Annotated in this window: 25 protein-coding genes; 10 read left to right on the forward strand and 15 right to left on the reverse strand. The window is 68.4% G+C overall.

Translation table 11 applies throughout. The features are described from left to right. The coding region (locus ABSF49_RS11250; RefSeq protein WP_424112746.1) for an ABC transporter ATP-binding protein at window positions 1-632 on the forward strand (632 nt) is incomplete at its 5' end. A gap of 27 nt (window positions 633-659) precedes the next feature. On the opposite strand, the gene ABSF49_RS11255 is transcribed toward ABSF49_RS11250, so the two are convergent. From ABSF49_RS11255 to ABSF49_RS11295, 9 genes are all read right to left on the reverse strand, one after another. Next, window positions 660-2,564, reverse strand: coding sequence for a glycoside hydrolase family 127 protein (locus tag ABSF49_RS11255; RefSeq protein WP_424112747.1), 1,905 nt, complete (start codon window positions 2,562-2,564; stop codon window positions 660-662). A 9-nt stretch (window positions 2,565-2,573) separates the two neighbouring features. Further along, window positions 2,574-3,629 carry a LacI family DNA-binding transcriptional regulator gene (locus tag ABSF49_RS11260; RefSeq protein WP_424112748.1) on the reverse strand — a complete coding sequence of 352 codons (1,056 nt, stop codon included), beginning with the start codon at window positions 3,627-3,629 and terminating at the stop codon, window positions 2,574-2,576. After that, the gene (locus tag ABSF49_RS11265) at window positions 3,626-4,510 is read right to left on the reverse strand and encodes a carbohydrate ABC transporter permease (RefSeq protein ID WP_424112749.1); all 885 of its coding nucleotides are present in this window, start codon (window positions 4,508-4,510) and stop codon (window positions 3,626-3,628) included. Before ABSF49_RS11265 ends, ABSF49_RS11260 begins: the two co-directional genes overlap by 4 nt. Continuing rightward, complete coding sequence (locus ABSF49_RS11270; protein WP_424112750.1) at window positions 4,507-5,385, reverse strand: carbohydrate ABC transporter permease; 879 nt, start codon at window positions 5,383-5,385, stop codon at window positions 4,507-4,509. Before ABSF49_RS11270 ends, ABSF49_RS11265 begins: the two co-directional genes overlap by 4 nt. A 34-nt stretch (window positions 5,386-5,419) precedes the next feature. Then, window positions 5,420-6,667: an ABC transporter substrate-binding protein gene (locus ABSF49_RS11275; protein ID WP_424112751.1), complete on the reverse strand. Its 1,248-nt coding sequence runs from the start codon at window positions 6,665-6,667 to the stop codon at window positions 5,420-5,422. A gap of 355 nt (window positions 6,668-7,022) precedes the next feature. Beyond that, complete coding sequence (locus tag ABSF49_RS11280; RefSeq protein ID WP_424112752.1) at window positions 7,023-7,799, reverse strand: ATP-binding cassette domain-containing protein; 777 nt, start codon at window positions 7,797-7,799, stop codon at window positions 7,023-7,025. A gap of 5 nt (window positions 7,800-7,804) precedes the next feature. After that, the gene (locus tag ABSF49_RS11285; RefSeq protein WP_424112770.1) at window positions 7,805-8,599 is read right to left on the reverse strand and encodes an ABC transporter permease subunit; all 795 of its coding nucleotides are present in this window, start codon (window positions 8,597-8,599) and stop codon (window positions 7,805-7,807) included. A 112-nt stretch (window positions 8,600-8,711) separates the two neighbouring features. Then, on the reverse strand, window positions 8,712-9,866 hold the full coding sequence (gene ssuD, locus ABSF49_RS11290) for an FMNH2-dependent alkanesulfonate monooxygenase (protein WP_424112753.1): 1,155 nt from the start codon (window positions 9,864-9,866) through the stop codon (window positions 8,712-8,714). 28 nt (window positions 9,867-9,894) lie between these two features. Then, window positions 9,895-10,842 carry an aliphatic sulfonate ABC transporter substrate-binding protein gene (locus tag ABSF49_RS11295; protein ID WP_424112754.1) on the reverse strand — a complete coding sequence of 316 codons (948 nt, stop codon included), beginning with the start codon at window positions 10,840-10,842 and terminating at the stop codon, window positions 9,895-9,897. 105 nt (window positions 10,843-10,947) lie between these two features. Here ABSF49_RS11295 and ABSF49_RS11300 point away from each other — a divergent pair, with 105 nt between their 5' ends. The 3 genes from ABSF49_RS11300 to ABSF49_RS11310 all read left to right on the forward strand — a co-directional run bounded on the left by ABSF49_RS11300 (window position 10,948) and on the right by ABSF49_RS11310 (window position 13,581). Next, window positions 10,948-11,136 (forward strand): hypothetical protein, encoded by a 189-nt coding sequence (locus ABSF49_RS11300; protein WP_424112755.1) that lies wholly within the window; start codon window positions 10,948-10,950, stop codon window positions 11,134-11,136. A 47-nt stretch (window positions 11,137-11,183) separates the two neighbouring features. After that, window positions 11,184-11,786, forward strand: coding sequence for a flavin reductase family protein (locus tag ABSF49_RS11305; protein WP_424112756.1), 603 nt, complete (start codon window positions 11,184-11,186; stop codon window positions 11,784-11,786). 346 nt (window positions 11,787-12,132) lie between these two features. Then, a complete protein-coding gene (locus ABSF49_RS11310; protein WP_424112757.1) occupies window positions 12,133-13,581 on the forward strand; it encodes an NAD-dependent succinate-semialdehyde dehydrogenase in 1,449 nt (482 codons plus the stop codon). 131 nt (window positions 13,582-13,712) lie between these two features. Here ABSF49_RS11310 and ABSF49_RS11315 read toward each other — a convergent pair whose 3' ends face one another. Further along, the gene (locus tag ABSF49_RS11315; RefSeq protein WP_424112758.1) at window positions 13,713-15,203 is read right to left on the reverse strand and encodes a methyl-accepting chemotaxis protein; all 1,491 of its coding nucleotides are present in this window, start codon (window positions 15,201-15,203) and stop codon (window positions 13,713-13,715) included. 414 nt (window positions 15,204-15,617) lie between these two features. Between ABSF49_RS11315 and ABSF49_RS11320 the strand changes: the two genes are divergently transcribed. Both ABSF49_RS11320 and ABSF49_RS11325 read left to right on the forward strand, forming a co-directional pair. Beyond that, complete coding sequence (locus tag ABSF49_RS11320) at window positions 15,618-16,034, forward strand: DUF6481 family protein (RefSeq protein WP_424112759.1); 417 nt, start codon at window positions 15,618-15,620, stop codon at window positions 16,032-16,034. Between the two features lie 85 nt (window positions 16,035-16,119). Next, window positions 16,120-17,421, forward strand: coding sequence for a homoserine dehydrogenase (locus tag ABSF49_RS11325; RefSeq protein WP_424112760.1), 1,302 nt, complete (start codon window positions 16,120-16,122; stop codon window positions 17,419-17,421). On the opposite strand, the gene copD is transcribed toward ABSF49_RS11325, so the two are convergent. The 5 genes from copD to ABSF49_RS11350 form a co-directional block, all read right to left on the reverse strand. After that, on the reverse strand, window positions 17,418-18,293 hold the full coding sequence (gene copD / locus ABSF49_RS11330) for a copper homeostasis membrane protein CopD (RefSeq protein WP_424112761.1): 876 nt from the start codon (window positions 18,291-18,293) through the stop codon (window positions 17,418-17,420). The genes ABSF49_RS11325 and copD overlap by 4 nt on opposite strands. A 35-nt stretch (window positions 18,294-18,328) precedes the next feature. Continuing rightward, window positions 18,329-18,832 carry a copper chaperone PCu(A)C gene (locus ABSF49_RS11335; RefSeq protein ID WP_424112762.1) on the reverse strand — a complete coding sequence of 168 codons (504 nt, stop codon included), beginning with the start codon at window positions 18,830-18,832 and terminating at the stop codon, window positions 18,329-18,331. 40 nt (window positions 18,833-18,872) lie between these two features. Further along, entirely contained in the window at window positions 18,873-19,241 is a 369-nt protein-coding gene (gene copC, locus ABSF49_RS11340; RefSeq protein WP_424112763.1) for a copper homeostasis periplasmic binding protein CopC, read from the reverse strand. Beyond that, window positions 19,238-19,951 (reverse strand): hypothetical protein, encoded by a 714-nt coding sequence (locus ABSF49_RS11345; RefSeq protein WP_424112764.1) that lies wholly within the window; start codon window positions 19,949-19,951, stop codon window positions 19,238-19,240. Before ABSF49_RS11345 ends, copC begins: the two co-directional genes overlap by 4 nt. A 158-nt stretch (window positions 19,952-20,109) precedes the next feature. Further along, window positions 20,110-20,553, reverse strand: a complete 444-nt coding sequence (locus ABSF49_RS11350; protein ID WP_424112765.1) for a DUF2946 family protein — start codon at window positions 20,551-20,553, stop codon at window positions 20,110-20,112. A gap of 268 nt (window positions 20,554-20,821) precedes the next feature. On the opposite strand from ABSF49_RS11350, the gene ABSF49_RS11355 reads away from it, so the two are divergent. The 4 genes from ABSF49_RS11355 to ABSF49_RS11370 all read left to right on the forward strand — a co-directional run. Beyond that, entirely contained in the window at window positions 20,822-21,676 is an 855-nt protein-coding gene (locus tag ABSF49_RS11355) for a DMT family transporter (protein ID WP_424112766.1), read from the forward strand. A 36-nt stretch (window positions 21,677-21,712) separates the two neighbouring features. After that, complete coding sequence (locus tag ABSF49_RS11360) at window positions 21,713-22,753, forward strand: energy transducer TonB family protein (RefSeq protein WP_424112767.1); 1,041 nt, start codon at window positions 21,713-21,715, stop codon at window positions 22,751-22,753. A gap of 32 nt (window positions 22,754-22,785) precedes the next feature. After that, window positions 22,786-23,226 (forward strand): NUDIX hydrolase, encoded by a 441-nt coding sequence (locus tag ABSF49_RS11365; RefSeq protein WP_424112768.1) that lies wholly within the window; start codon window positions 22,786-22,788, stop codon window positions 23,224-23,226. 120 nt (window positions 23,227-23,346) lie between these two features. Beyond that, on the forward strand, window positions 23,347-24,369 hold a 1,023-nt coding region (locus tag ABSF49_RS11370; protein ID WP_424112769.1), incomplete at its 3' end, for a Na/Pi cotransporter family protein.

Below are 24,369 nucleotides of genomic sequence, written 5' to 3' on the forward strand. Positions count from 1 at the left end.
CCGACTATCTCGACCGCAAGCCGCGCCAGCTCTCCGGCGGCCAGCGCCAACGCGTCGCCATCGGCCGGGCGATCGTGCGCGAGCCCAAGGCGTTCCTGTTCGACGAGCCGCTCTCCAACCTCGACGCGGCGCTGCGCGTGCAGATGCGGGTCGAGATCGGCGAACTGCACAACACGCTCAAGACGACGATGATCTACGTCACCCACGACCAGGTCGAGGCGATGACCATGGCCAACAAAATCGTCGTGCTCGACAGGGGTTCGGTGATGCAGGTCGGCTCGCCGCTTGAGCTCTACAACCGGCCGAACGGGCTGTTCGTCGCCGGCTTCATCGGCTCGCCGATGATGAACCTGATCCGCGGCGAGCCGGCGGCCAAGCGCGGCGCGACGACGATCGGCATTCGGCCCGAGCACGCCGACGTCTCGACGACCGCAGGCGAATGGCGGGCGAAGATCCGGCTCGCCGAACATCTCGGCTCCGACACGCTGGTTCACGCCGAGGCCGAAGGGATCGGCGCGCTGACCCTGCGTCTGCCTGGCGAGAACGCGCTTGTCGCCGGCCAGGACATCTTCGTCACCCCGCGCGAAGACCGCGTGCATCGCTTCGACGGCGACGGCAGGCGGGCCAACTGACAGTTGGGCGGCGTCGCCGCGCTCCGTTCACGTCGGCGCTTCGGCGATCCAGACCTGCATCGAGGCGGGCTCGCGATTGGCCCAGAGGAAGTAGGGGATGGCGGCGAGCGTCGCATCGCGCGTCGCCGGCGGCGTCGTCGAATAGAGCGCGGCGCCGTCCGAGGGCGCGAGCGCCTTCGCCGGCGCCTTCAGCATCGTCACGCCGCCGAACAGATCGGCCCGCTCGGCCTTGAGCGGCGCCTCACGCGGCAGCGTCAGCCGTTGCGCCGGCCCACCGGGATTGTCGGCCTCCTCGACGCAATAAATGAGCGGGCCGCGCCTCAGCGCGACGCGGCCGACGTTCATGCGCACGTTGGGGTGCGCGTAGAGCCGTTCCGGCGGCATCGGCAGATCGAGCGCGACGACGTCGCCGGCGCTCCATCGCCTGGAGATGGCCGCGTAGCCGCGCTCGGGGCGCAGCGCGATCGGTTCGCCGTTGACCGTCGCGCTCGCGGTCTTCGCCCATCCGGGGATGCGCAGCCGCAGTTCGAACGTCGACGGCGCCTCCGGATCGACCGCGATGCGGATGTCGCCCGACCACGGATAGTCGCTGGTCTCTTTGATCGCGACGCGCTTGCCCTGGATCGTCGGCGAAGCGGAAAAGCCGCCGTAGAGGTGGACGGCGACGCCGGCGTCCGAGCTCGAGACGAAATAGCCGCCGATCGAGGCCACCAGCCGCGAGACATTCATCGTGCAGCACGGGCAGATGTGCCACGCCCAGCGCCGATGCTGACCGCGGCTCTCGAGCGGATTGGCGTAGAAATAATCGGTCCCCTCGCGCGACAGGCCGCTCAGCGCCCCGTTGTAGAGCGCGCGCTCCATCACGTCGGCATAGGCGCCGTCGAGATCGAGATGCAGCATCCGCTGCGCCCAGAAGACGAGCGCGACCGAAGCGCAGGTCTCGGCGTAGGCGGTTTCGTTGGGCAGGTCGTAGGGCTCGGTGAAGCCTTCGTTGCTCTCCTTCGGTCCGAGCCCGGCGGTCACGTACATCTGCGCCGTCGTCACGTCGCGCCACAGCGCTTCGCAGGCGCGCTTGAGGCGGGCGTCGCCGAGCTCGAGCGCGAGATCGGCCATCGCCGAGGCCATATACATCGCGCGCACCGCGTGGCCGACCATCTTGGTCTGCTCGCGCACCGGCAGGTGCGACTGGTTGTATTCGTAGGTTCCCGCCCAAAAGGCGGCCGGGTCTTCGCCGCGCGCGATCGCTTCCTCGGTGAAATAATGCGGCTGACGGCCACGCTCGTCGATGAAATAGGCGGCGAGATCGAGGCGGCGGCGGTCGCCGGTCAGCCGATAGAGCTTGACGAGCGCCAGCTCGATTTCCTGGTGGCCGTCATAGCCGCGCTTCTGGCCGGGGCTCCGCCCGAAGGTCGCGGCGATGTGGTCGAGGTAGCGCTCCATGACGTCGAGGAAGCGCCGCCGGCCGGTGGCGCGGAAGTAAGCGATCGCGCCTTCGAGCAGATGGCCGGCGTTGTAGAGCTCGTGGTTGTCGCGCAGATTGGTCCAGCGCTTGTCGGGCTCGCGCCCGTTGTACCAGCAGTTGAGATAGCCGTCGGACGACTGGGCGCGCGCGAGGTCGTCGACGATCGCGTCGATCTTCGCCTCGATGTCGGCGTCGCGGCGATGCGACAGCGCATAGCTCGCCGCCTCGATCCATTTGCCGATGTCGGAGTCCCAGAAGATCTGCGTGGTGAAATTGTGCTTATTGCGCGGGATCGTCAGCGGCGGAACGGGCTTGGGGAGCTTTAGCGAGGCGAGGATGCCGGTCTCCTTGAGCTTGGCGTGCTGGCTCGGAATCGTGCGCGTGAGCACGGTGTCGAGCCGCTCGCGCCAGAACGGGCCGGTCACCGCCACATCGGCGAAGGGGAGCGGTGAATAGGATCGGTCGGTCATGGGCTCCTCTCAGGCGGCGGCGGGTCCGCGCGCTCCGCAGGAAGCGCGAACGACCAGCGAGCAGGGCAAGCGGCGCACCCCGGCGAGCGCGCCGCCGGCGATCATCTCGATGAGCGCGGCGCCCGCTTCCCCGCCGAGCGCGCCGAGGTTCATGTCGACGCTGGTGAGCGGCGGGCGCGTCGCCTCAGTCATCACGTTCCAGTTGTCGAAGCCGACGATCGCGACGTCGTCGGGCACGCGGAGGCCCTTTTCCCTCAGCGCCTCGACCGCGCCGCGGGCGATCTGGTCGTTGCCGCAGAAGAGGGCGTCCGGCGCGCCGCGGCCGCGGGCGAACAGCGTCTCGACCGCCTCGCGTCCCCAGCCCTCCGACCAGCGGCCCGAGAGACAGTCAGCGTCCTCGGCCGGAAGTCCCGCTTCGTTCAAACCCGCGCGCCAGCCTTTCTCGCGCAGCAGCACCGCTTCGAAATGCCTCGGACCGGTGATGTGGGCGATGCGCCGGCGGCCGAGCTTGGCGAGGTGGCCGGCGGCGAGTTTCGCGCCGCCTTCGTCGTCGGGCAGCAGGCAGAGCGCGTCCGGATCGTCGACATGGGAAAACACGTAGACGACGGGGAGGCCGCGCACGGCGGGGACGATCGGCGCGCGCTTGTCGACGCGCCGGGCTGTGACGATCAGTCCGTCGACCCGCTTGCCGAGCAGCTGTTCGATGTGCCGGCGCTCGCGTGCGGGATCGTCGGTCGCGTTGCACATGAAGACGGCGATGCCGTGATCGAACAGACGCCGCTCGAGCGCCTCGACGATCGGAAAGGTGAAGCGGCCGAAACTGTCGGTCGACAGGATGCCGACGGTCATGGAGCGCGCGCGATGCAAGCTCTGGGCGAGATCGTTCGGGCGATAGTCGAGCGTCTTGGCGGCGCTGAGCACCTTGGCCCGCGTCTCGGCGCTGAGGCGGCCGCCGGCGTTCATCGCCTTGGAGGCCGTGCCGACCGATACGCCGGCGAGCCGCGCAACGTCGCGAAGGGTTCGCGCGCCGGGCGCAGGCGTGTCGTCGGGGGGCAGATCGTTCATTTGACGGCGCCCGAAAGCAGACCGGAGATGTAATAGCGCTGCAGCGCGAGATAGACGACGAGGCATGGGATGATCGACAGGACGATGCTCGCCTGCAGCGCCCCCCAGTCGACCGCGCCGTGATCGCCTGTCCGCACGCTGACCAGCAGAATCGGCACGGTGAAAGAGAATTCGCGGTTCATGAAGACCAGCGCGGCGAGGAACTCGTTCCACGAATTGATGAAGGCGAACAGCGCGACGGTGACCAGGCCCGGGACGGCGAGCGGCAGGAAAATATAAGTGAGTCGCCGCGAGGCGGAGCAGCCGTCGATCATCGCCGCCTCTTCGATCTCGCGCGGAACGGCCTCGAAGGCGTTGCGCATCAGATAGACCGAAAACGGCAGCTGCAGGATCGTGTGGACGATCGCCAGCCCGATGCGGCTGTCGACCAGCCCGAACTTGGCGAAATCGAGATAGAGCGGGGTCAGAAGCGCCTGATAGGGGATCATCATCGGCGCCAGCAGAAAGAGGAACGCGATCTCCTTGCCGTAGGTCGAGAAACGGGCGAGCCCGTAGCCCGCCGGGGCCGCCAGTGCGACGCAGGCGAGGATCGTCATCAGCGCCACCAGGGTCGAATTGGCGACATAGGTCGCCAGACCCGCCTGATAGCCGGCGACCTTGAGATAGTTCTGCAGGCTGAAGGTTTGCGGCAGGTAATGGGGCGCCGACGAGGCCTCGGTCGGCGTTTCGATCGAGGCGAAGAAGGAGAACACGAGCGGCGCGGCCATGATCGCCATGACCGCGACGCACGCCGCGACGGCGAGATAGGCCGACGGCGGCGTGCGCCGCCTGCGGCGCGGCGCGAGCGCGCCGATCTCGGAGGCGATCGCCGCCGCGCTCATGCCGCCTCGCTGCGCACGGTCAGCGCGATCTGCAGCGCCGACAAGACAAGGATGACCAAGGTCAACACGACCGACAGCGCCGAGCTGTAGCCGAGTTTGAACGACACGAACGAGTTCTGATAGATCCAGTACACCGCGGTGAAGGTCTGTCCGCGCGGCGCGCCGGACGTCATGATGTAGAACTGGTCGAAGGCGAGCATCGAGCCGATCGCGCTGACCAGCGTCGTCAGCAACAGGATCCGCCGCGTCAGCGGCAGAATGACCAGGCGAACCCGGCTCCAGTAGCTGGCGCCGTCCATGATCGCGGCCTCGACGATGTCGGGATTGATCGCCTGGATCCCCGACACGAACAGCACCATGCCGAAGCCGACGACCTTCCAGGTAATCGAGATCACAACGGCCCAGAAGGCGAGATCGGCGGAGACGAACCAGACGATCGGCTCCTTGAGCACATGGAGATCGACCAGCAGCTTGTTGAACAGCCCGACCTGCTCGTCGAGCAGCCAGAACCACAGCAGGCTCGAGCTCGACAGGCCGATGATCACCGGCACGAACACGATCGTGCGCGTCAGGCGTTTGAGCGGCGTGTTGTCGAATGTCAGCAGCGCCAGCGCATAGCCGAGGCCCATCAGGATCGGGGTGAGGACGATCGTGTATTGGACGGTGAACGCCAGCGCGCGCCAGAAACTGGAGTCGCGCCAGATACGCAGATAGTTCTCGAAGCCGACGAAGCGACCGCCGCCGAGCAGCGACCGGTCGGTCAGCGACGTGAATGCGAGCTGACCGAGCGGAATGAGCACGAATACGGCGACGAACAGCAGGGCGGGCCCGATGAAGAGCCAGCCCTGCAATCGCCTCGAGCGTTGCGCTCGCATGATCCGTCGCCTCTTTGGAGCGTTGACCCGACGCTCACTCGCTGGCGATGTCCTTCATCTTTTGGCGCGCCTCTTTGATCGCGCCGTCGACGTCGCCGTCGAAAATAGCGCGCTGCAACATGTTGATCCAGGGGCTAGAGTCGGAGTTGACCATGTCGGCGAAATGATAGACCCACGGCACGTAGCCGACGCCGATCGCCTTGGCGGTGACGACGACGCGCGGATCGGCGGCAAAATATTTGTTGTCGGCGAGCGCCGGACGCGACGGCAGGATGTTGTTCTTGGCCAGGCCCTCGAGTTGGGCTTCGTCGGTCAGCTCCCAGGCGATGAACGCCTTGGCGATAGCGAGGTGCTTTGAGCCCTTGGGGATCGCGACGACGTCGCCGCCGACGAACGAGGACACTTGGCCTTCCTTCACGCCGGGCAGGAAGGTCACGCCGAAGCTCATGTTCGGCGCGTCGTGCTTGAGCTCGGCAAGCAGGAAGCCGCCGGTGCCCTGGATGCCGATCTTGCCGGTCTTGAAGATCGAAGCGAAATTCGCGCCGCTGTCGGCCTGGGCGCTCTTGGGGATCAGCCCTTCGTTCCACATCTCTTTGAACTGTTCGAGCACTTGCTTGACGCCGTCGCCGGTCAGCGCGTCGTCGTCGCCGCTGGCGGGCAGAATTTTGGAGCCCGCCGCCACCATCATCGGCGAGGTGGTGAAGATGTTGCAGCCGGGGCAGGCGCCGGAGAAATAGAAGCCGTAGATGTCGGGGCCGAGCGCGCGGATCTTCTTCGCGTCGTCATGGATCTCGCCGATCGTGCGCGGCGGCTTGTCCGGGTCGAGGCCGGCCTGCTTGAACAGGTCCTTGTTCCACACCAGGATCGAGACGTCGGGGGTGAAGCCGGCGCCGTAGAGCTTGCCCTGGTAGGTGGCGATGTCGACATAGGCCTTGGCGACGGAAGCGAAGTTCGGATCGGCCTTCAATTCGGCGGTGAGGTCTTCGAGGAAGCCGGCCTTCATGAAATCCGGCATGTAGATGAGGTCGAAGGACACCAGGTCGGGAACCTCGTTCGCCTGAACGCCGGTGGCGAGCTTGGTGACCATCTGAGTGTCGGGGATCGTGGTCAGCTCGATCTTGTCGGCATGGGTCGAATTCCAGAGGTCGACCAGGTGGGCGGCGGCGTTGGTGCCGCTGGCGCGCACCCACATGGTCAGATTGTCGGCGAAAGCGCTGGAGGCGAAGGCCACACTCCCCAACAAGAGTGCGGCGAGCGCGGCGCAGGTAGACCGCTTGGTCATGGCGTTTCTCCCGGGAAAATTCGAGGACGGTTCGCTCTCGAAAAAAGCCTCCCAGTCATTTGGGAAAAGCTTTTCCCAACAAATGTAGCGCCGCCGCCGCGCGCCGGCAAGATCGGGATTTCCGACCCGGCGGGGCAAGGCGCCGCAGGGCGCGGATGCGCTTGCCTTGGCGAGATTATGAAGCTAATTCAATGCGTTAAAAAAGAGAGACCAGACCCCGCGTTCGGCGCGGCGCGCGTTGGTAGGGCGTCTGTCGCGCCGATCTGGCGGGGGCGCGGCGCGTTTGGCGCGCCGACCGCGTCAGGCGGGCTTGGCGGCGAGGCCTCGCCCGGCTGAGGACCGGCATTTCGCCGCCCTAGGCGCTTCGCGACGGGTCGAGCAGGCGGTCGAGGATCGTTTCTTCCAGCCGGCCGAACGCGGGCGAGCCGCGCAGGCGCGGCCGTGGCAGGGCGACGTCGAGGTCCAGCGCGACGGCGCCGTCTTCGATCAGCACGATGCGATCGGCGAGCGTGACCGCCTCGGCGACGTCGTGGGTGACCAGCAAGGCGGCAAAACCCTCGCGCCGCCACACCGCTTCGAGCAGCGACTGCATCTCGATCCGCGTCAGCGCGTCGAGCGCGCCGAGCGGTTCGTCGAGCGCGAGGAAGCGCGGTCGGCTGACCAAGGCCCGCGCCAGAGCGACGCGCTGCCTCTGGCCGCCCGACAGAGTGGCCGGCCAGTCGACGGCGCGGTCGGCGAGGCCGACCGCCGCGAGCGCGTCGAGCGCCCGCCGCCGCGCGTTCGGCTCGCGCCGTCGCGTGCCGAGGCCGACTTCGACGTTGGCGATGACGTTCGCCCACGGCAGCAGCCGCGGCTCCTGGAACATCACGCGCGGAACGACGGTCGCGCCGCCCTCGAAGTCGATCGCGCCGGCGTCGGGCGCGTCGAGCCCGGCGATCAGACGTAGCAGCGTGCTCTTGCCGCAGCCGCTGCGGCCGATGATGGCGACGAACGCGCCGGCGGCGACGTCGAAGTCGAGCCCGCGCAGCACCTTCTTGTCGCCGAACGCCTTGACGATTCCGCGCAACGTGAGCGGCGCGGCCGGCGCGCTGACGGCGGCGCGGCGGGAGGAAGCGGCTTCAGCAGGCGTCATGAGCGTCAATCTCCGTGCAGGGTCGGCCGCCAGGCGAGGCAGGCGCGCTCGAGCGCGCGCACGATCGCGTCGGCGAGCTTGCCGAGCAGCGCGTAGATCGCGATCGCCAGCACGACGACGTCGATCTGCATGAATTCGCGCGCCTGCATCGCCATGTAGCCGACCCCCGACTGCGCCGCGATGGTCTCGGCGACGATCAGGGTCAGCCACATGACGCCGAGCGCGTAGCGCAGGCCGACGAAGATCGAGGGCAGGGCGCCGGGGAGGATGACGCGGCGGAACAGCTCGAAAGGCCGCATGCCGTAGCTCTTCGCCATCTCGACCAGCTGCGGGTCGACCGAACGCACGCCGTGCAGCGTGTTGGCGTAAATGGGGAAGAACACCCCGAGCGCGACGAGGAACAGCTTCGCCGCCTCGTCGATGCCGAACCAGACGATGACGAGGGGAATCAGTGCGAGGTGAGGGATGTTGCGCGCCATCTGCAGGGTCGTGTCGGTCAGGCGGTCGCTCACCCGCGTGAGGCCGTTGGCGAGCCCAAAGCCGAAGCCGATCGCGCCGCCGACGACGAGCCCGGCGAAGGCGCGCAGGAAACTGACCTCGACATTGCGCGGCAGCTCGCCCGACAGCGTGAGGCGCCAGCCTGCGGCGAGAACGGCGATCGGCGAGGGCAGCAGCGAATCCGGCAGCCAGCCAAGCGACGCGCTGGCCTGCCAGACGACGACGAGCAGCGCTGGGGCGATCCAGCCGATTGCCGGAGCGAGAGGACGCCTGAGGTCGAGGCGAGGCGCGATCCGCGCCATTCGCAACGGTCGCCGCAGGCTGGTGACGGCGTCGGCCATGGGGTCGTTCCGCACTTGGTCGAGAGGATCTCGGCCGCCGCAGGAGGCGCGCGACGGCCGCCGACGCTCAGGATTACTCGGCGGCGATCGCCGGCTTGAACGCGCCGACGCCGAACTCGCCGGGCGCCGTGCCGTGGTTGAAGCGATTCGCTTCGCCGATCCCGAGTTCCGGAAACAGGAGCTCGCCGACCTTGTAGGCTTCTTCGAGATGGGGGTAGCCGGAGGCGATGACGGTCTCGATTCCGAGCGCTTGATATTCGCGCAGGCGCGCCGCGACCGTCTTGGGGTCGCCGACCAGTGCCGTGCCGGCGCCGCGGCGAACGAGGCCGATGCCGGCCCACAGATTGGGCGCGATCTCGAGCCCGTCGCGCCGGCCGCTGTGGTGGAGCGCGGTCATCCGCCGCTGCCCGACCGAATCGGAGTCTTCGGCGAATTTCTTCTGCGCTGCGGCGATCGCCTCGTTGGAGAGGTTGGCGATCAGCTTGTCAGCGACGGCCCAGGCGTCCGCCTCGGTTTCGCGCACGATGAGATGAAGACGGATGCCGAACTTGACCGTGCGGCCGCGCGCTGCCGCCCGCGTCCGCACCGCCTCGATCTTTTCGGCGACCTCAGCCGGCGGTTCGCCCCAGGTCAGGTAGACGTCGACCTGATCGGCGGCGAGATCGAGCGCTGGCTCGGACGACCCGCCAAACCAGATCGGCAGTTTGGGCTGCACGGTCGGGAACAACAGCCGCGCGCCCTTCACCTGCACGTAACGGCCCGAATAGTCGACCGTCTCGCCAGCGAGCAGTCGGCGATAGACAGTCAGGAATTCGGCCGCATGGGCGTAGCGGTCGTCATGAGAAAGGAAGATGCCTTCGCTGGCGAGTTCCCTAGGGTCGCCGCCGGCGACGACGTTGACCAGGAAGCGGCCGTTGCTGATGCGGTCGAGCGCCGCGGTCTGGCGGGCGAAATGGGTTGGAGTCGCGAGGCCGGGCCGCAACGCGGCGAGGAAACGCAGCCGCTCGGTGTGGGAAGCGAGCGCGGCGGCGACGATCCACGGGTCCTCGCAGTGCGAGCCGACCGGGATCAGCGCGCCGCCGAAGCCGAGGCGGTCGGCCGCCTGGGCGATCTGCTTGAGATAGGAGAAGTCCGCTGGCCGCGCGCCCTTGTCGCTGCCGAGGTAGGCGCCGTCGCCGCTGACGGGAATGAACCAGAAGACGTCCAGTGGCTTGTTCGATTCGCTCATGATCGGACCTCGCGCGTGTCGTGGGGTTTCAGGCGCTCTGTTTCCAGAACCAGACGATGTCGCGCACGACGATCGGCGCCGGGATCAGGCCAAGCCTCTGGAAGCGGTCGGCGACCGCCTGCTGCTGAGCGATCACCGCGTCAGTCAGCGGCCCGAAACTGAATTCGGCGCGGTCGACCGAGCGCTTCTGCGCCGCGATGTCGACGCCGCTCGCCTCCGCCCAAAGCGCCGCGGTCTCGTCGCGATGATCGCCCGCCCACGCGGTCGCCTTGGCGATCTCTTCGTTGACGGCGGCGACGACGTCGGCGTGCTTGGCGAGGAAATCGCGGTTGGCGAGGAAGAAGCTGTTTTGCGTCGTCGCCTTGGGGTCGATCGGCAGCGGCCGCGCCTTCTGCCTCAACTCGGCGATAGCGTAGAACGGGTCCCAGATCGACCAAGCGTCGATCGCGCCGCGCGAGAACGCCGAGGCGGCGTCGGCCGGCGCGAGATAGACGGGCTCGATGTCGGCCCACGGTATGTTCGCGCTTTCGAGCGCCGAGACGAGCAGATTGTGCGCGCTCGAGCCCTTGGCGACGCCGATCTTCTTGCCCTTGAGATCGGCGAGAGTCTGGGCCGGGGAATCGGCGGGGACGACGATCGCCTGGCCGTAGCCGCGCGCCGGAATGACGGCGACATAGACAATGGCGGCGCGCGCGGCCTGGGCGAAGATCGGCGGCGCGTCGCCGGTGTAGCCGTAATCGACGGCGCCGGCGTTGACCGCTTCCAGCAGAGGCGGGCCGAAGGCGAATTCGACCCATTTGACCGTCACGCCCTGCGGCTCGAAGCGCTGCTCGAGGCGTTTTTGCGCTTTCACCACCAGCGGGATGGCGGTCTTCTGGTAGCCGATCCTGAGTTCGCGCGGCGCGTCGGCGCGGGCCGGCGTCGCGCCTGCGACCGCCAGCGAGGCGGACGCGATCAGAAACTCTCGCCGATTCATCGTAAACCCCTTGTATTTCAAGTGGCCCGGCCATTCGGCGCTTGCCTCGTGACCATTAATGCAGTATATCTATAAAAATTGTCAACTAGCAAATTCGAGGCGCACATGACACGAAGCTTCGGAGCCGTCTCGCTGACGATCGGGCGAATCTCCCGCGCGCGCGCCGCGGCATGGCGGCGATTCGGCGCCTGGGGCGGGAAAATCGTCGCCGCGCTGCGAGATCCCGAGCCTCAGTCGCCGGAAGACTACGAGCGCGAATTGCGCGAGCGCGTCTTCCATCCGCCGCAGGCGTGACGTCGCCAAGCGCGCCAGGCCCGCAGACGAACGACGAGGAGCTTTGCATGACGGTGATGGCGGCCATCGACGCTTTTCGCCGACCTTCTCCAAGCGGTTCGGCGCCAGCCGAGACTGACGTCGACGCGTTTCGCGCCGCCATGCGTCAGTTCGCGAGCGGCGTTTGCCTCGTCGCCCACAGCGTCGGCGGCGCGCCTGCCGGCATGACCGCGACCGCGATCGCGTCGCTGTCGCTTGTTCCGCCGACGCTGATCGTCTGTCTCAATCGCGCTTCGTCGACTTACGCGGGCCTCGCGCCCGGCGTTGCTCTCGGCGTCAGCGTGCTCGGCGCCGATCATCGCGAGCTCGCCGAGCGTTTCGCCGGCCGGACCGGCGAAGAGGGCGTCGAGCGCTTTCGCGAGGGCCGCTGGCTGATCCCGCCGAGCGGCGCGCCGCTGTTGTCGGATGCGCTGGCCACGTTCGAATGCGACGTCGAAGCCGTCGTCGAACGCCACACCCACGCGATCGTCATCGGCCGCGTCAAGCGCGCCGCGACGAGCGCCGGCGGCGGCGCGCTCGTCTACTGGCGCGGCGGCTACGATCAATTGGGCTGGAGCGACGACGAGCTGTCGCGCGCGACCGGCCGTCTGCCGCAAGGCGCGCGCCGCTGAGGCGAGGTCGCGTCGGACGGCGGCGCCCGATAGGGACTCGGGTTCGGAACGTCCAGCCGACGCGCGCCGTCACCGTCTGGACGTTGTTGTGGATGTCGGCGCTGAGCGGCGAGCTTTCTGCGCATCGCAGAGTCATTCCCCGCCAAGCTGACGCCGAGTTGCGCGGCGGGCGGGATTGACAGCCGTCGCGCACTGCGCCCCATTGCGCGTTCACGGCTTTGTCCGGCTGCTCGGCCCAGGCTTCGACGCGCCGCCCCGCCGCTCGCCGCTTGCCGCGGCGCGCCGGCGCGGGCGGGCGCGCGTGGGCCGGCGAGGTCCCGCAATCCCCCAGACGAAAGGCGAAACGATGCTGAAGCTCAACGACCCGTCGCTGTTGCGCGACCGCGCCTACATCGGCGGCGTCTGGACCGAGGCGGCGAATCGCAAGCCGGTCCATAATCCGGCCAACGGCGCGCTGATTACCGAGGTCGCCGACGTCGGCGTCGCCGGCGCGCGGGCGGCGATCGACGCCGCCGCGGCGGCGTTTCCCGCCTGGTCGGCCAAGACCGCGCGCGAGCGCTCGGCGATTTTGCTCGAATGGAACCGCCTGATGCTCGCCAACGCCGACGATCTCGCGCGCATCCTGACCGCCGAGATGGGCAAGCCGTTCGCCGAGGCGCGGGGCGAGATCCTCTATGGCGCGAGCTTCGTCGAATGGTTCGCCCAGGAGGCGCGGCGGGTCTACGGCGACGTGATTCCCGGCCACCTCGCCGACAAGCGCATCCTCGTCCTCAAGCAGCCGATCGGCGTCGCGGCGGCGATCACGCCGTGGAACTTCCCCAACGCGATGATCGCGCGCAAGGTCGGGCCCGCATTGGCCGCCGGCTGCACGTTTGTCTCGCGCCCGGCGGAGCTGACGCCGCTGTCGGCTCTGGCGATGGCGGCGCTCGGCGAGCGCGCCGGCATTCCCGCCGGCGTCTTCAACGTCGTCACCAGCGCCGACTCTTCCGGCGTCGGCCAGGAATTCTGCGCCAATCCGAAAGTGCGCAAGCTCTCGTTCACCGGCTCGACGCGCGTCGGCTCGATCCTGATGCGCCAGGCCGCCGACGGGATCAAGAAGCTCAGCCTCGAGCTCGGCGGCAACGCGCCGTTCATCGTCTTCGACGACGCCGATCTCGACCAGGCGGTCGAGGGCGCGCTGATCGCCAAGTTCCGCAACGCCGGCCAGACCTGCGTCTGCGCCAACCGCATCTATGCGCAGCGCGGCGTGTTCGAGGCGTTCGCCGACAAACTCGCCACCGCGGTCGCCAAGCTGAAGGTCGGCGACGGGGCCGAGCCCGGGGTGCAAATCGGTCCGCTGATCTCCCCCGCTGCGCTCGCCAAGGTCGAAGCCCATATCGCCGACGCGCTCGCGCACGGGGCCAAGGCGGCGGTCGGCGGCAAGCGTCATCCCGCCGGCGCGTTGTTCTATGAACCGACCGTGCTCGTCGGCGCCGACGCAACGATGAGGCTCGCGCGCGAGGAGACCTTCGGCCCGGTCGCGCCGCTGTTCGCCTTCGACACGGTCGAGGACGTGATCGCGATGGCCAACGACACCGAATTCGGCCTCGCCTCCTATTTCTATGCGCGCGACCTCTCTCGGGTGTGGAAAGTGGCGGAGGCGCTCGAATACGGCATGGTCGGCGTCAACACCGGCCTGATCTCGACCGCCGAGGCGCCGTTCGGCGGCGTCAAGGCGTCGGGAATCGGTCGCGAAGGATCGAAATACGGCATCGACGAATATCTGACGCTCAAATATGTCTGCCTGTCGATCTAAGCGCGCGCGCTCGCCGCGGCCGCTAATTGTCGTCGAGCGTCGGCGCCCTGTCGGCGAGATCGAGGAACAGGCCGAGACACAGCAGCCACAGGGTTGCGACAGCGATCATCGCCGTCTCTCTACGTTCGCGCTCATTCGGCGGCGACGCGCGCAGCGCGGGCGCGCGGCGGTTCGCGACGTGCGCCGGCGCGGGCGATGCTGAATCGGCCGGTCAACCGGTCGAGTTCGTTCGCCTGCGCGGCGAGCGCGCGCGCGGCGGCGGTCGTCTGCTGCGCCATTTCAGCGTTGTGCTGGGTCGTCTGATCCATCTGCGATACGGCGCGATCGACCTGTTGCAGCGCGTTCGCCTGCTCCTCGGCGCTGGCGGCGATGGCGGAGACGACGTTGTCGATCTCGACGACCTGAGCGACGATCCGTTCCAGCGCCTTGCCAGTCTGCCCGACGAGGTCGACGCCGAGACCGACCTGGGTCGCCGAAGACGAAATGAGGCCTTTGATCTCCTTGGCCGCTTCGGCCGAGCGTTGCGCCAGCGCGCGCACTTCCGAGGCGACGACCGCAAAGCCTCGCCCCGCGTCGCCAGCGCGCGCCGCCTCGACGCCGGCGTTGAGCGCCAGCAAATTGGTCTGGAACGCAATCTCGTCGATGACGCCGATGATGCGCACGATGTGCTTCGACGATTGCTCGATGCCGCCCATCGCCGCGATCGCCTGCCGGACGATCTCACCGCTGCGCTCGGCGTCGCCCTTGGCCGCCGACACGACCTTGTGGGCGGCGCCGACGACTTGGGCCGTCTTCTTCACCGTGCCAGTGATCTGGTCGACCGCCGCCGCGGTTTGCTCCAAGTTCGTCGCCTGGCCCTCGGTGCGGGTCGACAATTCGTCGATCGCGCCGGAAATCTGATCGGCGCCGCCGCGGATCGTCGCCACGACCTCGACGATGGCGCCCATCGCCGAATGCAACGCCTCGGCGGCGGCGTTGAAGTCGAGGCGCAGCCGGTCGGCCTCCTCGTGCAGCTCGGTTTCGACCCGCGCGACGAGGTCGCCTGTGGCGAGTTCGGCGAGGCCGGCGCCGAGCGCGGCGACGACCGTCTCCAGTCGCTCGGCGGCGCGCGCGCGCTCGGCGGCGATCGCCGCCTCGGCTTCCTTGACCGCAGTCAGGTCCTGCAGCGTCTCGACGACGCCGACGAGGGCGCCGGTCGAATCGCGCACCAGGTCGGCGTCGATCGCCAGATAGACGCGCGCGCCGCGCGGCAGGTCGCACCAGTTCTTGGCTTCCAGGCGGTCGCTGCGGCCGCCATCGCCCTGCGCGGCGTAGAGCGAGCTGACTTTCGCCGCGCCGCCCTCGAGCGCGAGATCGGCCAAGCACGGACGCGCGGCGAGGTAGAAGCCCTTCCAATGGTCCTTGGTGCCGATGACCTTGGCCGCCTCGAGGCCGGTCAAGCGGGCGCAGGCGTCGTTCCACACTGCAACGCGGCCGTCGCGATCGAGGACGAAGGTCGCCACCGCCATTTCGTCGATGATCCGCGCCGCGTGCCGGCTGAGGTCGGGCCTATCGCCGCCGGCCTTACCCTTGCGGGGCCTGCGGATCGCGGCGATCGCCTGCCTGAAGCCGGAAAGAACCATGCCCGGAGTCCTCGCTGAGCCCGACCGCTGGAACGCAACGACGCTGCGAGACCCCGGCGACCGGCCGCGACGCGATCGTCTCGCCGCTGTCCGCTCCCTCTTGGACGCCGCCTGGCCGCTTGCGCGACGTCTGGGCGAGCGACAGCGATCGCTAGCGGGCGGAGCTTGCCTCAGACTGACGAGGGTCCCTGCGACGCTGGAACCCGCGGCAAAGCGGCGCGCCGACGTGGGCGCGCGCGGGCGCGCGCGGCCTGCGCAAGCCGGTAAAATCATTGTGAGCACAAAGATTTGGCTTTGCTTGGGGGTCGCAGGGGCGCCCCTGCTGGGCGCAATGCTGCAATGCGAACGGCGCGATTGCGGACCGACGCCGTTTGTGGCAAGAGCCCGCTCGCTCAACGAATCTCACGAGGCGGAATGTCGTTTTTCACCAGCAACCGATTTCAGGACCGTCAGGCCGCCGCCGCCGAGGCGCGCAAAGCGATGGCGGAAAAGTTTCTTTCCCGCCCGAAATACGACCCCAACGATCCGGCAGTGAAGGAACGCGAGGCCAAGCGCCGCGCTGTTCTTGAAGCGCGCGCGGCGCGCGAGGTGGAGCGTGAGCGCCGCCGCGCCGAGGCCGCCGCGGCCGAAGCGGCGAGGCTCGCCGCGGAGGAGGCCGCTCGTATCGAGGCTGTGCGCCAGGAGGCGCTTGCGCGCGACGCGGCCGAAAACGCCCGTCGCGCGGAAGAGGAGCGGCTCGAATACGAGCGCAAGCTCGATCGCGACGCGCGCTACGCCGCCCGCAAGGAGCGCAAGAAGAAGGCCAAGAGCCCCTTCGAGCGCTACCGCTGAGTCCTTTGTTGATCGCCGGTCGCGACTGGGGCAAATAGGGCCCCGAGTCGGCGAATGCGGCTTTTTTCATTGGGACAGCGGTCGAATGGCGAAACCTTTCCGGGTCGGCCTCGCGGGCGTGGGCACGGTCGGCGGGGCCTTGGCCCGCCTTCTGCAGCGGCGGCGCGAAGACCTGACTGCGCGCGCCGGACGCGACATCGCCATCGTCGCGGTCAGCGCGCTCAGCCGGAGCGAATGCGGCCCCGGCCTGGAGCAGGCCGCGTTCTACAACGATGCGACAGCGCTCGCCGCAACCGCCGATATCGACGTGTTCGTCGAAGCGATCGGCGGCGCGGATGGGCCGGCCTATGCCGCGGCGCGCGCGGCGCTGTCGCGCGGTCTGCCGATGGTGACGTCCAACAAGGCGATGATCGCCGCCCACGGCCTCGAACTGGCTGCGCTCGCCGAATCGAACGGCGCGGCGCTCGCCTTCGAGGCGGCGGTCGGCGGCGGCATTCCGGTCATCAAGACCCTGCGCGAAGGCCTGGCGGGCAACGAGGTGCGCCGCGTGTCGGGCATTCTCAACGGCACCTGCAATTACATCCTGTCGCGCATGGAAAGCGACGGCCTGTCGTTCGACGCCTGCCTCGCCGCGGCGCAGAAGCTCGGCTACGCCGAAGCCAATCCGACCTTCGACATCGGCGGCTTCGATACCGCCCACAAGATCGCCATTCTCGCTTCGCTCGCCTTCGGCACCAGGATCGACGCCGACGCCGTTTCGATTGAGGGCATCGAGTCGATCACGCTCGCCGACCTCGCCGCCGCCGACGAACTCGGCTACCGCATCAAGCTGCTCGGCGTCGCCGAGCGCACCGCCAAGGGCGTCGAGCAGCGCGTCCATCCGACCATGGTCGCCAAGTCCGAGCCGTTGGCGCAGACCATGGGCGTGCTTAACGCGGTGTCGATCGACGGCGACGCGATCGGCGCGCTGACGCTGGTCGGACCGGGGGCGGGCGGCGACGCCACCGCTTCGGCGGTCGCCGCCGACATCTGCGACATCGCCCGCGGTCACGTCGGGCTGGCGTTCGGCCGGCCGGTCGCCGCGCTGGTCGAGGCCGAGCGCGTGCCGATGCAGCGCCACGAGGGCGGCTATTACGTGCGCATGTCGGTCGTCGACCGGCCCGGCTCAGTGGCGGTGATCGCCAAGCGAATGGGCGAGCGCAGCATCTCGCTCGAAGCGATCATGCAAAAGCGCTCGGACGTGGGCGCGCCGGCGAGCGAGTTCGTGCCGGTGGTGCTGATCACCAAAGCCACCACCGAAGCCTCGATCCGCGAAGCGCTGGATCTGGCGGTCGCCGACGGCGTCGTGCGCGAAAAGCCACAGGTGATCCGCATCGAGCGCGCCTAGCGCGGGTCGAGCAGGCCGAACAGGCTCACCAGCGCGACGACCGCCGCGCCGAGGACGACCTCGGCGACGCAGCTGCGCGTCAACGCACGCCGCGCCGCGCCGTCAGGCGCCAGTCGCGGCGAGAGGACGTAGCGGTTGAACAGCGCCAACGCAATCATCGTCGCGACCAGAACGAGCTTGGCGGCGAGCAGCAGGCGATAGGGCGTCGCCGGCGCAAGCGCGCCGAGGCCGCTGGTCAGCGCGACATTGGCGACGCCGGTGAGCACGACAATCGCGACGTCGAACTGGCCCCAGAACGAGAACCGCCTCATCGCCGTCACCGCGCCCGCGCTTAGATTCGGGTCGCAATAGGCCTTGAGGCAGAGCGCGAACATCGGCAGGCCGCCCAGCCACGCCGCCGTCGCCAGCAGATGCGTCGCGTCGTTGGCGCGATGGAGCACTCCGACGGCGCCGGCCTGCATTGCCGCATGGTCGACGAGACCGAGGCTCGCCAGCAGCAGCGCCGCGCCGAGGAGGAGCGCGAGGGTCGGACCGCCGCGGCCGAGCGCCAGCGCCACGACGAGCGCGGCGGCGAGAACAAGCCGCCACAGCCACACGGCGCCAAAGTCCGTATCGGTTAGGACCGCGCTGATCGACCCGAGATCGAAGAACGCGCTCCAGTCGCCAACCATCGACGCAGATTCGAGCGCAAGCCAAACGACCGCGCTGAGCGCTGCGGCAGGAATCGCCGCCGCCGCGATTGCGCGCGTCGCCGGTCGAAGCGCATGCGCGAGATCGGGCGGCGTCAGCGCCACGACGAAGGCCGTCGCGCCGAACAGCGTCATCGCCGCGGCGAAATGGGCGAAGCGGCAGAGGGCGAGGGCGGTCTCCACGCCGCGCGATCTGACGGCGTCGCCGCCGCTGGCGGCTACATCCCCTTCATCCCCTTCATGTCCATGCCCTTCATGTCGCCGCTGGCGGCGCCGACGCCGACGACCGGGAAATCGACCGTGACTGCGCCGGCGTGTTCGAAGGTCAGCGTCAGCTTGGCGGTCTCGCCCTTGACCAAGGGATGCTTCAGGCCGGTCAGCATGATGTGGTAGCCGCCGGGCGCGAGCTTGACGTCGCCATGGGCGGGGATCGCCAGGCCGTCCTTCAGCTCTTGCATCTTCATCACGTTGCCCTGCATCGACATCTGATGAATCTCGACATTGGCGAAATCAGCCGAGCCGCCGGTCAGCTTGTCGGCCTCGCCTCCGCCGTTGCGGATTTCGAGATAGGCGGCGCCGACATCAGCCCCTCTTGGCGTCGCGCGCGCCCACGGCTTCTCGATCGTCAGGTCGCCCGCTTTGATTCCTTCAGCGAGCGCGGGGACGGCGACGAGCGACAGCGCGAGCGCGAGCGCCGCGGCGATGGCGTGAAATCGAGTCATGGTTGCATCCTTTCTTTGTTGCCGATTGGCGGCGCCTCGCTCACGGCGTCACGGTGAACTGGAAGTCGCCTTGGGTGTGGTGGGTGTCGACCGACACGGCGCGCCACGTCACGGTGTAGACGCCAGGCGGCAGCGTCTTGCCGACCTTGACGATCAGCACGCTTTTGTCGGCGGGATCGACGCTAGGCTTGCCGAGCGGGACGGCCGCGCCACCCTCCGCGGTCAACGCGACGCCTGAAAAATGCGGTTCGACGCCCTCGCTGAACTTCAGCCGAATCTCGGCGGGCGACGTGACCGCGCCGCCGACAGCGGGCGTGGCCTTTTCGAGTTGGGCGTGCGCGAACGCCGCGGGGGCGGCGAAGACGAAAGCGAGCGCGGCGGCGATTCTGACGGTCGAGCGACGATTCATGGCTGCCCCCATTGCGAGATTGGTTTGCCGAGCGAGTTGGGAAAGATGTCGTCGAGGAAGAAGTGCAGCTCGCCGACGACGCCGACCCCGCGGCCGCTCGCGCTGTTCGAGAAGGTGAATTCGGTGACGGAGATCAGATGCTTGAAGAAGTCGTTGTCGATCTCGGCCACATGCGAATTGTAGTAGGGCAGGCTGTATTGGACGGCGAAGCCCCAATTGAGGCTGGTGGGGTTCTGGTTCCCATCGCTCCAGGCTTCGCCGGGAATGGTTTCGCTGAGTTCGGCCGTCACGGCGAACGGGCGCAGGATATTCAGGCTCTTCGGCAGGCTGCCGAACCCGAGGCCCATGTCGAGAACCGGCGTGTAGGTGTTGTAGGGTTTGGTCATGTTTGGCGTGCCGATATGGGCCCAGGTCATGTCGAGACCCGCCGACGCCATGAACTCCCACCCCGGAACGCAGAGGAAATTGTATTTGGCCTCGGTATCGACGTCGCCCCAGCCATATCCGCCGGGCCTGAGCCAAGTGGGGCCGTCCGAGACCGACAGTCCGAAACCGGGAAAGATCGTCTTGGTGTAGCTGAAGCTCGCGTCGAACTCCTGCGATCCGTCTGAATTATGCGGCAGATAGGTCAACGTCGGCAGCGCCAGTTCGTCGCCGACGCCGGGGTCGTCGATGCCGAGGGTGGCGGGAAAGATGCGGTCGCCGCACACAGCGTGCGCGAACGCAGGACATAGCCAGAGGGGCGCCGCAACGCCAATTGCGGCGCCCGCGATGCTTCGCCAGGTCGTGGAAAGCATGAGGATTCGCCTTGAAGTCGTGAGAGATGGGTTCGCGCGCCGCTGGTGACGGCGCGCGAGCGGATTTCACGTCAGGCGAAGAAAGGCGGGGCTCTGGGCTGGGCGAAACGGATCGCGCGCGCGCGCGGCCGCAAGAAGTCGGCATGGGTCGGCGGCGGACCGTCGGCGTTCGCCAGTCGCTCGGGCAAGGCGGGCGGTGGGGCTTCGAGCAGCGCCGCGTGCGAAGCGAACTGGCACAGCGGGCAGCCGGCGTCGCAGCCGCCTGGCTGGCGATCGCGCGTTGCCGGCGAAGACCCGTCGTCGCCTTGCGTGCAGAGGACGGCGGTGGGGCCGAAGGTCGCCTTGAGCTCCGCGGCGACGACCGAAAGGTCGTGGCGCTCCTGCGGATGATGATAGGGCAGGGCGACGAGCTGGGCGAAGACCGCAAGGGCGGCGAGCAGCGTGACGAAGCGCGGCAGCGCCCGCGCTGGCCGCGCGCTACGCCCTTTCGTTTTTCGTTCGCCCGTTTTCGCCACTCGTTATCCTCGGGGCGTGGCCGCGACCACGCCCATGCGACGAATTAGCGGCGCCTTCGCGGCGCCTGTCAATTGGCTTCGATCGGGCCCAGACGGATTTGCGCGCTCGGCCTGGCGCGTCTATGGCTGGGGCGTCATAACTCGAACTGGGGGCACGCGCGGGCTACGTCGCCGACGAAGCGGCGCGCCGCAAACGCAAAGCGTGAATTTAAGATCGCAGCCTCTTCAGGCGGCGCGACCGGCCAAAACCGGCCATGCGCAGCGCGACATGCGGCTGCTCGCCGTCTTGCTGATGTGCGCGGCGACGGTGTGCTTTTCCGGAATCGATTCTTCGGCCAAATGGCTCGGCATGCGCCTGCCGGAAGCCGAGGTCGTGTGGGCGCGTTACGTCGGCGCGGCGTTCTTTAGCCTCCTGGTCGTGCGGCCGCTGTCGCGGCCCCAAGTCTTTCGCGCCAGGCGCCCGTGGCTACAGCTCGTCCGTTCGGCGCTGCTGCTTGGCTCGACCTACTTCAATTTCCTCGCGCTGACCAAGCTGCAGCTCGCGGAAACCTCGACGATTTCGTTCCTGTCGCCGTTGTTTGTCGCGCTGCTGGCCGGGCCGTGGCTCGGCGAGCGGGTCGGCGGCCCCCGCATGGCGGCGATCGCAGTCGGCTTTCTCGGCGTGGTGATCGCCACGCGTCCGGGCACGTCGGCCTTCCAGCCGATCGTCTTCGTGGCGATCGCCGGCGTCGTCTGCAACGCATTCTACGGGCTCACCACCCGCATGCTCGCCGGGCGAGACTCGGCCGAGACGACGCTGGTGTGGACTTCAATTGCCGGCGTGGTCGCGGCGACGCCGTTCCTGCCGTGGTTCTGGGTGACGCCGCAGGGTCCGAAGGTATGGGCGATCATGGCGCTGATGGGCGCCAGCGGCGCCTTCGGCCACTGGCTGATGATTCTCGCCCATCAGCGTGCGCCGGCCTCAGCGATGGCGCCTTTCGGCTATACGCAGCTGCTATGGATGATCGTCATCGGCTGGCTGGTGTTCGGCGACACGCCGCCCGGCGCGACGCTGTTCGGGGCCGGCATCGTCATCGGTTGCGGCGTTTTCCTCGCCTGGCGCGAGCGGCGCGGCGGGCGCTGAGGCGCCGGCGCTTGTGAGGGCCGCGCGGTCGCCAATATGATGGTCTTGGTCGACACGACGACGATGGAGCGCATGACGGCGGTCGCGACGGACCCCAGCGCGGCGGCGCCCCCCGCAACGACGCTGAGCGCTGAGCCGGCAGAGCGGGTGGCTGAGACGCGCACCCCGTCCTCGCTTGTCGGCGTCAACCGCTGGATCGCGATCGGCGCCGCGCTGGCGTTGCACCTGGCGATTCTTGCCCCGATTTGGCTGCAATTCGACTGGGCGCCGCGCGCGGCGCCGCCGAGCGAGGAAATTCCGGTCGAGATTGTCGTCGAACCGCCCAAACCGCCGCCTCAGCCGCCGCCTCAGCCGTCGCCCGAGCCGGCGCCGCCGAAGCCGCCGATCGACTTCGAACCCGCCCATGACGCGCCGCGGGGCGAAGCCAGCGACGTCAAGACGCCGCGCTACGGCGCCGTCGCGGCGAAGAACGCCGAGAAGCAGGCCACGCCCGACCAGCCGCAGACCGGCGACAAGGCGGCGTCAGAAAATGGCGCCAAACCCGTCGAGCCGACTTCGGACCATCAGGCGGAAGCAAAGGACGACGGCGGCCCACAGAAGGCGAGCGACGAAGCGTTCTCGGTCGCCGAGCCGCCGGCGACGGCCGCCACGGCGCCGGATTCGCAAGTCAAGGTCGCGACGATGATCGGTCAGCCGCTGCCGACCTGGTCGAAGGGCAAACAATTCTCGACCTTCGAGCCGGTGCCCGACGCCGAGTTCCGAGGCGACGCGGCGAGCGCCGTCGGCGGCGGCACTGCAGATACGACGTACCCGTCGGTAGTCGACGGGATGTTGATGAAGCACTTGCGCATGACCGACGCTGTGCGAGCGGAATACGGGCGAGTCGTCGGGGAGATCACTTTCCAAGTCGACGCGCACGGCAATCTTATGCAGCGGAGCGTGACGCATCCGAGCGGCTCGAATGGCGTAGACGCGGCGGCGCTTGAGGCGGTGCGCGAGGCCGCCCCCTTTCCGCCGCCGCCGCTTGGACTGCCGGGTGAGCTGAAATGGGTTTATGGCGGTAAGGCGGGGGGTTGAGGCGGGCGCGTCAACTTGTCATAAGGTCCGCCATGGCGAAGCCGAAATTCAAACCTCGCAAACAAGTGGCGGCGCTCGCCATCCGTCGCGACCCGGCCGAGGGGCTGAGGGTCATGCTCGTCACTTCGCGCGGCACCAAGCGCTACGTTGCGCCGAAGGGCTGGCGGATGAAGGGCCGGCAGGACCACGACGCGGCGCAGATCGAGGCGCTGCAGGAGGCGGGCGTCGTCGGCCGCATCCACAAGAAGCCGATCGGCTTCTACGAATACTGGAAGCGGCTGAGCGACCATTTCGAGCTTTGCCGGGTCAAGGTGTTTCTGCTCGAAGTCGAGCGCCAGCTCGCCGATTGGAAGGAGCGCGACCAAAGGCAAGTCGCATGGTTCGACCCCGACGAAGCGGCCGACCTCGTCGACGAACCGGGCATGAGCGCGATCATCCGCGATCTGCCGAAGCGGTTGAAGACGGCGCGCTAGACCTGGCGGACCGGCGCTTGCCGCTCGCTCCGACTTGCGAGATCATCGCCGGAGTCGCGGTCGGCGCCTTGGCGCGCGGCCGGTGGTCAGTGGGCTTGACGATCATCGGAGGCGCTGGCGATGGACCTCTCTGTGACGTTTCTCAATCTCGCCGGCAGCGTCGCGCTGCTGCTGTGGGGCGTGCATATGGCGCGCACAGGCGTGCAGCGCGCCTTCGGCGCCAAGCTGCGCAACGCGCTCGGCGCGGCTCTGCGCAACCGTCTCGCCGCTTTCGCCGCCGGCCTCGGTGTGACCGCAGTAATGCAGAGCAGCACGGCGACCGGCCTGATGGTCACGGGTTTCGCCGCCGGCGGCCTCGTCGATCTGACCGCGGCGCTGGCGGTGATGCTCGGCGCCAATGTCGGCACGACGCTGATCGTCCAGGCGCTGTCCTTCGACGTCGCCGAGATCGCGCCGGCGCTGATCCTGATCGGCGTGATCCTGTTCCGTCGCGCGACAGCGGCGACGCGCGATCTCGGACGAGCGGCGATCGGCGTCGGCTTGATGCTGATGGCCTTGCATCAGCTCCTCGGCCTGTTCACGCCCTATGAGGACGTGCCGAGCCTGAGGTTGCTGCTCGGCGCCATCAATACCGAACCGGTCCTCGACGTCATTCTGGCCGCCGCGCTGACTTGGGCGACGCATTCGAGCGCCGCGGTCGTGCTGATCGTCATGTCGCTCGCCGCCAAGGGGACCGCGCCGCCGCTCGCCGCGCTCGCCATGGCGCTCGGCGCAAATCTTGGCGCGGCGCTCAATCCGTGGTTCGAAGGCGCCGCCGACGCCGATCCGGCGGCCAAGCGCGTGCCGCTTGGCAATCTCCTCAACCGCGCCGTCGGCGTCGCCGTCGCGCTGGCGTTTCTGCCGATGATCTCGCGCTTTCTGGTGACGATCGAGCCGGACAAGGCGCGGCTGGTCGCTGACTTCCACACCGCGTTCAATCTCGTGCTGGCGCTGATCTTCATGCCGCTGTTGACTCCGTTCGCCGCGCTGCTCAAGCGACTGCTGCCGGCCCGCGTCGATCCCGCCGACCCGTCGCGGCCGCTCTATCTCGATCCCGCCGCGGCGGCGGCGCCGGCGATCGCGCTCGGCGGCGCGGCGCGCGAA

The sequence above is a fragment of the Roseiarcus sp. genome, assembly GCF_049514155.1.
In the GTDB taxonomy this organism is placed as follows: Bacteria; Pseudomonadota; Alphaproteobacteria; order Rhizobiales; family Beijerinckiaceae; genus Roseiarcus.